7 protein-coding genes are annotated in these 12,751 nt (G+C 62.7%); 3 read left to right on the top strand and 4 right to left on the bottom strand.

Annotated elements, in window-relative coordinates; all coding sequences use genetic code 11:
- Nucleotides 1-53: 53 nt before the first annotated feature.
- The 3 genes from RAS12_RS08775 to RAS12_RS08765 are packed head-to-tail and all read right to left on the bottom strand — an operon-like array spanning nt 54 to nt 7,385.
- Nucleotides 54-3,128 (bottom strand): efflux RND transporter permease subunit, encoded by a 3,075-nt coding sequence (locus RAS12_RS08775; RefSeq protein ID WP_306947307.1) that lies wholly within the window; start codon nt 3,126-3,128, stop codon nt 54-56.
- Nucleotides 3,125-6,208: a multidrug efflux RND transporter permease subunit gene (locus RAS12_RS08770; protein ID WP_306947306.1), complete on the bottom strand. Its 3,084-nt coding sequence runs from the start codon at nt 6,206-6,208 to the stop codon at nt 3,125-3,127. The genes RAS12_RS08775 and RAS12_RS08770 overlap by 4 nt, the downstream gene beginning before the upstream one ends.
- Nucleotides 6,209-6,215: 7 nt before the next feature.
- Complete coding sequence (locus RAS12_RS08765) at nt 6,216-7,385, bottom strand: efflux RND transporter periplasmic adaptor subunit (protein WP_306947304.1); 1,170 nt, start codon at nt 7,383-7,385, stop codon at nt 6,216-6,218.
- A gap of 149 nt (nt 7,386-7,534) precedes the next feature.
- On the opposite strand from RAS12_RS08765, the gene RAS12_RS08760 reads away from it, so the two are divergent.
- The gene (locus RAS12_RS08760) at nt 7,535-8,482 is read left to right on the top strand and encodes a molecular chaperone DnaJ (protein WP_306947302.1); all 948 of its coding nucleotides are present in this window, start codon (nt 7,535-7,537) and stop codon (nt 8,480-8,482) included.
- Between the two features lie 23 nt (nt 8,483-8,505).
- Here RAS12_RS08760 and RAS12_RS08755 read toward each other — a convergent pair whose 3' ends face one another.
- Nucleotides 8,506-9,747, bottom strand: coding sequence for an NnrS family protein (locus RAS12_RS08755; RefSeq protein ID WP_306947300.1), 1,242 nt, complete (start codon nt 9,745-9,747; stop codon nt 8,506-8,508).
- Between the two features lie 247 nt (nt 9,748-9,994).
- Here RAS12_RS08755 and RAS12_RS08750 point away from each other — a divergent pair, with 247 nt between their 5' ends.
- Together RAS12_RS08750 and RAS12_RS08745 are read left to right on the top strand one after the other, a co-directional pair.
- Nucleotides 9,995-11,257: an MFS transporter gene (locus RAS12_RS08750; RefSeq protein ID WP_306947298.1), complete on the top strand. Its 1,263-nt coding sequence runs from the start codon at nt 9,995-9,997 to the stop codon at nt 11,255-11,257.
- A 32-nt stretch (nt 11,258-11,289) separates the two neighbouring features.
- Nucleotides 11,290-12,675, top strand: coding sequence for a NarK family nitrate/nitrite MFS transporter (locus RAS12_RS08745; protein ID WP_306947297.1), 1,386 nt, complete (start codon nt 11,290-11,292; stop codon nt 12,673-12,675).
- Nucleotides 12,676-12,751 lie beyond the last annotated feature (76 nt).

Raw genomic sequence — 12,751 nt, 5'->3', positions numbered from 1 at the left:
TTCAGGCAGTTTTTACGCCGTGCTCATGCCGTAGTCCGAATGGAGTGTAAGCCTCAGACGTTGGCCGGGCGTCGCGCCGCACGCCACTTTAAGCGTAGTTTTTCCAATGCCAGATACACGATGGGAGTCGTGTATAGCGTCAAGAATTGGCTGATCATCAAGCCGCCGACAATGGCAATACCCAGCGGCCGGCGCAACTCCGATCCTTCTCCCATGCCCAACACCAAGGGCAGGGCGCCCAGCAAACCCGCCAGATTGGTCATGACGATGGGCCGCAGCCGAAGCATGGCGGCGCGGTGTATAGCCTGTTCCGGTGACAGTCCTTCGCGCCGTTCCAGACTGATTGCAAAGTCAATCATCAAGATGGCGTTCTTCATGACGATGCCAACCAGCAGAAATAATCCCAACAGCGCAATCAGGGTGAACTCGATGTTGGCAAGCCGCAACGCCAGTAATGCACCGACGCCGGCTGAGGGCAGTGTCGACAAAATGGTCAGCGGATGCAGCGGGCTTTCATACAAGATACCCAGCACCAGATAAATCGCGATCAGGACGGCCAGGATCAGCCAGGGCTGATCTTGCAGGCTCTGCTGGAAGTTGCGGGCGTCGCCGCCCAGCCGGGTCTGAATCGAGGACGGCACCATCAGTTTTGCCATGGTGGCGTCGATGGCTGCCAGCCCTTGTTCCAGCGACACGCCTTCAGCCAGGGAAAAACCGACGCCGACCGCCGCAAACAGGCCGTCATGGAAGACGCGGTCGTTGACCAGCCCGTGCTCGTAGGTGGCGAAAGCGGTCAACGGAACACGCGTGCCATCAGCGGCCACGACGTGGACTTGTTCCAGCACTTCCGGGTCTTCGGTGTAGCGCGGGTCCAGCTCCAGCACCACGCGGTATTGGTTCATGGCGTCATACAGCGTGGCGACCTGGCGCTGGCTGAACGAATTACTGAGCACGCTGCTGATGGTGTTCATGTCCACCCCCAGGCGTTGGGCGGCGCTGCGGTCGATATTGATGACGACCTGCTGCGTGGCACCATCGCCTTCGGCGTCTACGTCGCGCAGCTCAGGGATCTCTTGCATGGCTTTGGAGATCTTGCGCGACCACTGCCGCAGTGCCGGGACGTCGCTGGCCATGATGGCAAGCTCGTGATCGCCCGAATTACCGAACCCGCCGGGCATGCGCAGATCCTGATCCACATTCAGGAAGAACATGCCGCCTGGCACCGGCGGCGAATTCGTGCGCAGCCAGTTGATGACTTCGGTCGAGGACTCGCGGCGCTCGGACACGGGCTTCAAGCGGATCAGGAACAGAGAATTGCTGATGCCCAAGCCGCCGCCGTTGTAGCCGATGACGTCCTGCACGGCAGGGTGTTTCAGCACCAGTTGACGATACTGATCGATCTTGGGCTGCATGACCTGGAACGAGAATCCGTCGTCGCCGCGCACAAAGCCGACCAGCTGGCCGGTGTCTTGCACCGGCAAAAACCCTTTCGGAGCCTGCACATACAGGTAAACGTTCAAGCCGACCACGCCCGCCAATAACAGCAGCGTAAGGCGGGCATGCCCCAGCACGCGCGACAGCGAGACGCCATACCAATGATGGATGCGGGCGAACACGGCTTGCATGCGGGATGGGCGGGGCGCCGCGTGCAAGACAGCGGGCTTGAGCCAGCGGGCGCACAAGGCCGGAATGATGGCAACTGACACGACCAGCGAGATCACCGTAGCCGCGACGAGCGTGATGGAGAATTCGCGGAACAGCCGTTCCACCAGGCCGCCCATGAACAGGATCGACACAAAGACCACACTGAGCGCCAAGGTCATGGCAACCAGCGTGAAACCCACTTCGCGCACGCCGCGCAGCGCCGCTTTTTTGGGCGGCAGGCCGCGTTCAATATGGCGCGAAATGTTCTCCAGCACCACGATGGCATCGTCCACGACCAGGCCGGCAGCCACGATCAGCGCCATCAGGGACAGGTTATTCAGCGAAAAGCCCCATAGATACATGACGGCAAAGGTGGCGATCAGGCACACCGGTATTGCCACGCTGGGAATGGCTGCGGCGCGCGCGTTGCCCAGAAATAGCCATACCACCAGGATCACCAGCGCCGTGGCCAGCGCCAGCGTAATGTGGGCTTCGCGCAGCGTGGCGTTGATCCCGGGCGAGCGGTCCAGCGCCACGGTCAGGTCTACATCAGCGGGCATCAGCGCGCGCAGGCCGGGTAACGCCTGGTTGATGGCCTGGATGGTTTCAATAATGTTGGAGCCGGGTTGGCGGCTGATGGTCAGCACCACGGCCGGATTGTGGTTGTGAAACCCGCTGCTGTAGCGGTTTTCCACCGAATCGCTGATCTTGGCAACCTGCGCCAGCCGGATGACAGCGCCGTCCTTGTGGCGCACGATAAGACTGTTGTATTCGTTGGCGGTGCGCGGTTGCTCAGGCGTTCCGACTTCCCAGCGCTGGCCGGCGGAATCCAGCTGGCCTTGTGGCCCCATGGGCGCCGCATTCGCAATTGCCAGGCGCACTTCGTCCAGAGCTACGCCGTAGTGCGCCAGCGCGTTGGGGTTGACTTGCACGCGGACGGCCGGCAGCGAACTGCCGCCCATCGTGACTTCACCCACGCCATTGATTTGCGAGATTTTCTGCGCCAGCACCGTCGATCCCAGGTCATAGAGATCACCGGCGGGCCGTGTCGCGGAACTGAGCGCCAGCGCCATGATGGGCGCTTGCGACGGGTTGATCTTGCGATAGCTGGGGTTGCCCGGCATGCCCGAAGGCAGCTCGGCGCGGGCGGCGTTGATGGCGGCCTGCACGTCGCGGGCGGCCTCATTGATGTCGCGATCCAGATCGAATTGCAGTTGCACCCGGGTGGCGCCCTGATTGCTGGACGATGTCATCGAACTGACGCCCGCAATGCTGCCCAAGGCGCGCTCCAGCGGCGCGGCGACCGTGCTGGCCATGCTTTCAGGGCTGGCGCCCGGCAGGTCGGCGCGGACTTCGATGGTGGGAAAGTCCACTTGCGGCAGCGGCGCAACCGGCAGCAGCCGCCACGCCACCGCACCCAGCAGGGTCAGCGCCAGCGCCAGGAAGATGCAAGCAATGGGGCGATGCAGTAACGCGCGGATCATGCCGCCGGCCCGTCAGTCCTTGCCGGTTTGGCAGCAGCGGCGCCGCGCCGCTGGCCCAGGCGGTGAAAGAACAGATAGACAGCAGGCGTGGTGAACAGGGTCAGCACCTGGCTGACCAGCAGCCCGCCCACCATGACCCAACCGAGCGGCTGGCGCAGCTCGGCGCCCGAGCCGGTCGCCAGCATCAGCGGCAGCGCGCCGAACAGCGCGGCAAGCGTTGTCATCAGAATCGGGCGCAGGCGCAGCAGCGCGGCTTCGCGGATGGCTGCCTGTGGGGCCAGACCGCGCGTTCTTTCGGCTTCCAGCGCAAAGTCCACCATCATGATGCCGTTCTTCTTTACCAGCCCGATCAGCAAAATAATGCCAATGACGGCAATCAGGTCCAGCGGCCGCCCGGTGATCAAAAGCGCCAGCAGCGCACCCACGGTGGCCGATGGCAACGTGGACAGAATCGTGATGGGGTGGATGGCGCTTTCATACAGCATGCCCAGCACCAGATACATGGTGACTACCGCTGCCAGCATCAGCCATAACGTGTTGGACAGTGACGCCTGGAACGCCGATGCCGCGCCTTGCAGACGCAGTTCGACGCTGGCCGGCATGCCAATTTCTTGTTTGGCCGCTTCGATCGCGGCAATGGCTTCGCCCAGAGAGCCGCCCGGCGGAAGGTTGAATGACAAGTTGACCGCAGGAAATTGCGACAGGTGGTTGACGGCCAGCGGCACGGCGCGCTCGCTGATGGTGGCGAGCGCCGACAGCGGAATGGCTTGCCCGTCTGCGGTTTGCAGATGGATGCGTTCCAGCGCGTCCGGGCTCATTGCCAGCTTGCGGTCCACTTCCAGAACCACGCGATATTGGTTGGATTGGGTGAACAGGGTTGCAACCTGACGCTGGCCAAAGGCGTTGTACAAGGTCTGCACCACATCGTCCATGGTCACGCCCAGGCGGGCGGCTGTGTCGCGAGACACCTGCAACCACGCCTGGCGGCCGTCGCCCTGCAGGTCGGACGATATTTCGGCCAGCGCGGGCGACTGCGCCAGACGCTGCGTCAGCGCGTTGCTCCACTGGGTAAGCAATGCGCTATCAGGGGAGGTGAGCGTGAACTGATACTGGCCACGGCTGACGCGGTCTTCAATATTCAGTTCTTGCACGGGCTGCAAAAAGAGTGAAATGCCCTGGACGTCGCGGGCACGCGCATCCAGCCGCGCCATGATGTCGGCAAGCGACGCGCTGCGTTCGCTCCAAGGCTTCAGATTGATCAGCAAGCGCCCGGTGTTCAGCGTGGTGTTCATGCCGTCGATACCGATGAAAGACGACAGGCTTTCAACATCCGGGTCGGCGAGCAGGCTTTGCGCTACCGCTTGTTGCCGCCGTGACATGGCATCAAACGAGGTGCTTTGCGTCGATTGCGTCACGCCTTGCAGCACGCCGCCGTCCTGTACCGGAAAGAATCCCTTGGGCACGGCCAGGTAGAGCAGGCCAGTCAATACCACCGTGGCCAGCATCACCATCAAGGTCAGGCGCTGGTGGCGCAGCGTCACATCCAGCCAGCCGGCGTAGCGGGCCTGGATGCGGTCCAGCAGGCCGGGGCGGGTTTCCACATGCGCGGGCAGCAGGCGGGCGCACATCATGGGCGTCAGCGTGAGCGATACCGCGAGCGATATCAGGATGGCCACGGCCAGGGTAATGGCGAACTCGCGGAACAGCCGGCCCACCACGTCTTCCATGAACAGCAGGGGAATCAGCACGGCGATCAGCGATAGCGTCAGGGACACCAGCGTGAAGCCGATCTGCCCGGCGCCTTTCAGCGCGGCGGACATGGGGCTGTGGCCCTGCTCCCGGTAGCGCGCAATGTTCTCAAGCATGACGATGGCGTCGTCCACCACGAAACCCGCGCCGATGGTCAGCGCCATCAATGTCAGGTTGTTGGTGGAAAAGCCCGCAAGATGCATGAACCCGAAGGTGCCGATCAGGGACAGCGGCACGGCAAGGCTGGGGATCAAGGTGGCGGGCAGGTTGCGCAGAAACAGGAACGTCACCAGCACCACCAGGCCCACGGCAAATATCAATTCCATCTGCACGCCGCGCACGGATGCGCGGATGCTCTCGGTACGGTCGGTCAGGATGCGGACCTGCGCCGCAGCGGGCAGGCTGGCCGTCAGCTGGGGCAGCAATGCTTTGACCTGATCGGCCACGGCGATCACGTTGGCGCCGGGTTGACGTTGGATGTTGACCAATACCGCAGGCTGTTTGTCGACCCACGCGGCAAGGTATCGGTCTTCGGCGCCTTCTTCCACAGTGGCGATCTGGCCCAAGCGGACTGGCGCGCCATTCTTCCAGGCGACGATCAACTCGCGGTATTCCTCGGCGCTTTGCAGCTGGTCGTTGGCGTCCATGATGACCGAGCGCACGGGGCCATCGAAGCTGCCCTTGGGCTGATTCGAATTGGCCTTGCTGATGGCTTCTTGCACGTCTGACAGTTGCAGGCCGCGCGCGGCCAGCGCCATGGGGTTGACTTGCACGCGCACGGCGGGCCGCTGGCCGCCCGCCAGGCTGACCATGCCCACGCCCGACAATTGCGACAGGCGTTGCGTCATGCGCGTGTCCACCAGGTCGTAGACCTTGGGCAGCGGCAGCGAATCCGACGTGATGGCAAGCGTCAGGATGGGGACGTCGGCGGGATTGACCTTGCGATAGACCGGGGGAGTCGGCAGATCATCGGGCAAGAGAGAGCCGCTGGCGCTGATGGCTGCCTGCACTTCCTGCTCGGCCACGCCCAGCGATACGTCCAGCGCGAATTGCAGCGTAATCACCGAGATGCCGCTGCCGCTGGTGGACGACATTTGCTTTAGGCCCGGTATTTGCCCGAAGCGGCGTTCCAGCGGCGCAGTGACGGCGCGCGCCGTCACGTTTGGACTGGCCCCGGGGTACTGCGTCATGACCTGAATGATGGGATAGTCCACCTGCGGCAGCGCCGCTACCGGCAACATCCGCCAGGCCAGAATGCCTGACAGCAGCAGAGCAATCATCAGGAAGGATGTGGCAACCGGGCGCAGGATGAAGGGGCGTGACAGGCTCATGCGGGGTTTAGCTTTGTTGTTCGACGATGTGCACGTCGCGACCGTCGTGCAAGCGGTCCACGCCTTCGACCACGACGTGTTCGGCGACGCTCAGGCCGCTTTCAACAACGACGCGGCCGGCGTTGGCCTGGCCCAGTTGCAGGACACGCCGCGTGGCGCGCTTGTCTTGTCCGATCACGAAAACGAACGAGCCTTCAGAGCCGTACTGTACGGCTGCGGAGGGAATGGAAATGACGCTGTCCTGCTGCACGACAGCCAGCCGGATGTTGACGAATTGGTTCGGAAACAGGGATTCGTCGGCATTGTCGAAACGCGCGCGCAGGCGCACGGTGCCGCTGGCGGTCTGGATCTGGTTGTCCAGCGCTTCCAGTGTTCCTTCGGCCAGGACGCGGCGGTCGTCGGCATCCCAGGCTTGCACGCGCAGCACGGCCGTCTTGGCCTGCGCCTTGCGCAAGATGTCCAGCCGCGTCTCCGAAATGCTGAAGATGGCCGAGATGGGCATGGTCTGCACCAGCGTGGTCAGCCCCGTGGCGTCATCGGCGCGCACATGGTTGCCAGCGTCGATGCGGCGCAATCCGATCCGGCCGTCCTGCGGGGCAACGATACGGGTATGGCTCAACAGCCGTTCGGCGTCCGCCACTTGCGCCCGGTTCAATTGGCGTTGCGCGGTAAAGCCGCGCACCTGCGCTTCGGCGGTGTCCAGTTGCTGGCCGGCCACGGATTCCTGCCGAGCCAGCTTGCGGTAGCGTTGCAAATCGGCTTGGGCGTTGTCCAGCAACGCCTGGGTGCGGGCCAGTTCGCCCTCGGCGGCGGCCAGAGCGGTCAGATAGGGCCGCGGGTCGATTTCGGCCAGCAACTGGCCTTGCACCACGGCTTGGCCTTCGGTGAAATGCAGCTTGGTCAATTCGCCGTCCACACGGCTGCGCAAGGTAACTTGCGCCAGCGGCGTGATGGTGCCCAACGCATGCAAATCACGTTGCAGGGGGCCGATGCGTGCGGCGGCAACGCTGACCGCAACGGGAATTTGCCCGTATTCGGGCGGGCGAGGGGCGGCGGGGCCATTATTTCCCTTTAACCACAACCAGAGTCCGATCACTAAGGCCAGCAACAGGGCGGCGGCAATCAGAATCAGGCGTTTGCGTGCAGGGGAGTGGCCCGCGATGAGGGGCAGAGACATCTGGGCTGCCATGCTAGGGTGTTGCGGACAGCCGTGATTCTATATTAATAATAATGATTAGCGTTATTGATGGTGTTTTTCAAGAGGGGTTTGCACGAATCGTTTAGAGTGGCGGCTGAATTCAATTTGGCTTAGCAAGGAGCAGGTCCATGGGTGAACATTCCCTAGAAAGTCCGCGTCAATTGTTCGAGCGCCTGCAGGCAAGGTTGGACACCGAACGCGCCCGCTTGCAGCAATGGCAGGCAGTCGAGGCGGATTATCAGCGCAAGTATTCCGAAGAACTCGCCCCGCTGGAAGAAAAACTGCACGCGTTGCGCATGAAGCTTGTGCTGTGTTTTGACCACGCGCACAAGAATATGGGCTTGTCCAAGGCAGAGCGGGAATTCGTCGCTGAACTGGTCACGGAGTTTTCGGAAGAACTGCTGCTGCTGGCTTCCAAAGGCGAGCTGCCTGAAGGCTGCGACGCCGGACGGCTTAAGACCCTCTATAAGAAGCACGCCGGATCTGAATACGATGCGGACGTTGCAGAAGACATCGAAGACGCCAAGGCTGCGCTGATCGAGGCCCTGGAACTGGACGCGGATGAAGATGTGGCGGCCTTTACGCCCACGCAGCTGCTGTCGCTGATTCAGGATAAGTACGAGGATGAAGAGGCGGAAGAGCTGCTGGCGCAGGCCCGCCTGGCTACCCGCACGTCCACCCCGAATGCCGTGGCCTGGCAGGCGCTGCAAGACGCCGAACGCGAGCGGCTGAGCCAAGCCGTCCAACAGACGGGCGAGGCCACGCCGTCAGATGTGGCCGATGACCAGCTGCCGCAGGCCAATGCCGCTCTGCAAGCTCAGTTGGATGAAGTTTTGTGCCAGGCCAGCTTTGCCGAAGAAGGCTTCAAGCTGCGTTATGACCTGGACCCGTTCGCGTCGTTCGATCCGGAAACGGTCATTGAAGACCTGGACGCCGATATCGTGGACATCCAGGAATATATTCGTGAACTGGAACACGAGATGATGCAGTTCCAGGACCAGTCCTTGCTAAAGGCCTGGCTCAAAGCGATGAAGCGCGAAATCGAAGCGATCAACCGCCGCGAAGGCCGCGGTTAAGTTCGCAGCTGCGTCTGCCGCGGCTACGTCCTCTTCACGGACATCACGCGCATGACGGGCGCCGCCGGTTTGGCGGCGTCCGCGCGCGGACGAATCATCATCGGGAAAAAGCGCCAAAGGTACAGCGCCAGCGCCAGAACCCAGGCCGTGGCCGACGCATGCAGCAAGCCCATCGTGGCGGCGGTAGGGAGCAGGGCGGCCAGGCGCAACACGGCCGCCAGAATCATCAACGCATAGCTCAAGACCATACTGCGGTCGGTTTTCAGCGGCCGGCCCAGGTGGCCCAGTGCCGTGCGGGTCACCATTCCCAAAATCAGGACGGAAAACCCGGCGACGCCGATCACATGCGCGGGCCATGCTGGCCTGATGATATAGCCGCCCAGTTGGGCCGCGCCCACCAGCAAGCCGACGCCCAGACTCCCATACCCTGCGTACAAAATCCATAACAAGGGCACGCGCCGTACGGCCCAGGGTTTCCATGCCACCCATTGCGTCAGCGCAATGACGCCGGTCGCAGCCAGCGCCAGCGCGGCGATGCGCGGCTGGCCTGCCAGCAGGCAGGCGATGGCGATGACGCCCGCGCCCAGTTGCCAGTGGCCGCTGCGCGTGTGCGGCGGAATCTCCAGGCCGGGTACGCCGCGCTTGGCAAAGAAGGGGATGACGCGCCGCGCGATCAGCAAGGTCAGCACCGCCATGCACAACAGGCCAGCGTTGAAGTAGCGCATCAGGGCCAGATAGTCCCCCTGATACACCGCCCACAGATACAGACCATTGGTGGCGCCCAGCCCCAGCATCAGGAAAGGCACGCCGTAGTTGCGCTGATTGCGCGTGATCCACACCGCGCGGCCCAGCGCGGCAGCGCCCCACAGGAAGAAACCCAGATCGGCCGCAACGGCCACCAGGAATGCAGGACGCCCCGGCGTGAGGTAAGCCGCGCGCGCCACGATCCACAACAGGCAAAGAACCGCCAGCGCATTGCCGCGCAACGGGTTTTTTCCGGTCCAGTTGGCCCCTGCCGTCAGTAAGAAGCCCACGGCAATGGTGGCGACAAAACCCCACAGCATTTCGTGCGCGTGCCAGAACATGCCGCCCAGCACACCGGTGATGCGCGCTGGGGCATGGACCCATAGCCATACCGAAATCAGCGCCCAGAAGCAGCCTGCAAGGTAGAGCGGCCGGAATCCCATTTCTGTGAAGGCGCGCCATTGCGGGCGCGGGCGGGCGGGGGGCGGGGCGGGTTCGTCGATGGTCAGGAGGGGAGGCATAAGGGCTGCGGCTTTAAAGGTGCATTTGAAATACATATTAATGCCGTCTGCAAGACGCCGCCAGCGCGTTTGTTTGACCGATCGCAACTCGCCCCGGGAACTCAGGGGTGACTAGGCACATTGGCAGGGCGCAGATGGTCGGCTGGCGAATGGTGGCAGATGCGTTCCGTCCCTAGGCTAGCCACATGTCTTCGTGAGCAAAGCGAGAGTAACCATGACAGCAGCAAAATCCCCGTCCGGAAGGCCGATGCGGGTCCTGATTTCCAGCACATTCGCCTTCACCATCTGTTTCGCGGTGTGGATGATCTTCGCCGTGCTGGGTATTCCTATCAAGGCGCAGTTGGGCCTGTCCGAAACGCAGTTCGGCCTGTTGGCCGCCATGCCGGTACTGACCGGTTCGCTGGTGCGCGTGCCGTTGGGCATCTGGACGGACCGTTATGGCGGCCGGCCTGTGTTCTTTATTTTGATGTTGCTGGCAGTGGTGCCGATCTGGCTGCTGTCGTACGCCACCGAGTACTGGCAGTTCCTGGTGCTGGCGCTGTTTGTCGGCCTGACGGGCGGCTCGTTTTCGGTGGGCACGCCTTATGTGGCGCGCTGGTTTCCCCGCAATAAGCAAGGCCTGGCGATGGGCGTGTTTGGCGCGGGCAACTCCGGTTCGGCCATTACGAAGTTTGTGGCGCCGGCGCTCATTGCGGCAGCGGGCGGCGCCTGGGTCATCGTGCCCCAGGTGTACGCCGTGGCGCTGCTGGTGACGGCCGTGCTGTTCTGGATGTTCTCGGCGTCTGACCCGTCGCACCGGGTGACGCAGCGCGCCACCTTGTCTGAGCAGTTGGCGATGCTGAAAGATCCGCGGGTACTGCGTTATTGCCAGTACTACTCGGTGGTGTTCGGCGGCTACGTGGCGCTGGCTCTGTGGATGACCAAGTACTACATCGGCGAATACGGCTTCGACATGAAGCTGGCCGCGCTGCTGGCTGCGTGTTTTTCTTTGCCCGGCGGCGTGCTGCGCGCCATGGGCGGTTGGATCTCGGATCGCTACGGCGCCTACAAGACCACATGGTGGGTGATGTGGGTGTGCTGGGTGGCGTTCTTCCTGCTCAGCTATCCGCAAACGGAATTCACCGTCGTAACAACGGATGGCCCGCGTAACTTCAACATCGCCTTGGGCCCCACCACCTTCACGATCCTGCTGTTCGTCGTCGGTATTGCCATGGCGATCGGCAAGGCCTCGGTCTTCAAATTCATCTCGGATGAATTCAGCGAAAACATCGGCGCCGTGTCCGGCATTGTCGGGCTGGCAGGCGGCATGGGCGGCTTTGTGCTGCCGATTCTGTTCGGCGTGCTGCTGGACCTGACCGGCGTGCGTTCCAGCGCCTTCATGCTGCTGTACGGCACCGTTTGCGTGTCGCTGATCTTCATGCACTTTAGTTTCCGGCCGAAAGCGGCGGCGCACGGCGCGGCTGGTTCTGCGGTTGGCGCGGCGCCCAAAGCCGGGCAGCAAGCCGCCTGATCCTTCCCCCACACATTCCCAAAGAGAACTCCATGTCTACTCAAGTCCTGTCACGCTGGGAACCCGATAATCCCGGCTTCTGGAAACAGACCGGCGCGCGCGTCGCCAATCGCAATCTCTGGATTTCGATCCCTGCTCTGATGCTGGCGTTCAGCATCTGGATGCTGTGGAGCGTGGTGGTGGTCAATCTGGACCGAGCCGGTTTCATGCTGTCCAAGAACCAGATGTTCTGGCTGACGGCGCTGCCCGCGCTGTCGGGCGCCACACTGCGGATCTTCTATTCCTTTCTGGTGCCTGTATTCGGCGGCCGCAAATGGACGGCGATATCTACGGCTTCGCTGCTGATCCCGGCGCTGGGCATGGGATTTGCCTTGCGTGACCCGACCACGTCGTTTCCAACCTTGCTGATTCTGGCGCTGCTGTGCGGCCTGGGCGGCGGCAACTTCAGTTCCAGCATGGCCAACATCAGCTTCTTCTTTCCCAAAGAGAAGAAGGGGCTGGCGACGGGGCTGAACGCCGGTATCGGCAACCTGGGCGTGTCGCTCGTGCAGTTTGTCGTCCCCGTTGTGATCTCGGTGGGCGTCTTTGGCGTGGCCGGCGGCGCGCCCCAGGAAATCACCGTTCACGGCGCGCAGCAGAACCTGTGGCTGCAAAACGCGGGATTCATCTGGGTGATTCCCATTGCGCTGGCGTCGATTGCCGCGTGGTTCGGCATGAACGATATCGCAGATGCGCGTGCCTCTTTTGCTGATCAGGCCGTGATTTTCAAGCGTAAGCACAACTGGCTGATGTGCTGGCTCTACGTGGGCACGTTTGGTTCCTTCATTGGGTTTTCGGCGGGTTTTGCAATGCTGACCAAGACCTTGTTCCCGCAGGTCGATCCCATGACCTACGCGTTCCTGGGGCCGTTGGTGGGTTCCCTGACGCGTCCGGTGGGCGGCTGGGTGTCGGACAAGTTGGGCGGCGCGCGGGTCACGCTGTTTACGTTCGCGGCCATGATTGCCGCGGTGTTTGGCGTGGTCATGTTCTTGCCCGTGGCCGGCGTCGGCGGTGATTTCAATGGTTTTCTGGCCATGTTCATCGTGTTGTTCGCGCTGACTGGCCTGGGCAATGGATCAACGTTCCGGATGATTCCCGTGATCTTCCTGCGTGAACGCACCCAGGCCGCACGCGGCAAGGGGCCGGCCGGCGAGAAGCAGGCCATGAGCGAGGCTGCCAAGGAGTCCGCCGCTGTGCTGGGATTTTCCGGCGCCATCGGGGCGTACGGCGGCTTCTTCATTCCCCGCAGTTTCGGCACGTCTCTTGAGATGACGGGCGGCGTGCAGGCGGCGCTGTACTGCTTCATCGGCTTCTACGCGACTTGCATGCTGGTCACCTGGTGGTACTACGCCCGCCGCAACGCGCCGGTGCCTTGCTGATACGTGGATAACGCGCGGCAAGAGTGACTAGTCATTCTGCCGCGACCGGCCTGTGCCTCTGGCGAATGGCCGGGGG

Source organism: Achromobacter seleniivolatilans (assembly GCF_030864005.1).
GTDB lineage: Bacteria > Pseudomonadota > Gammaproteobacteria > Burkholderiales > Burkholderiaceae_B > Achromobacter > Achromobacter seleniivolatilans.
This window is presented reverse-complemented; position numbering and strand designations above follow the sequence as displayed.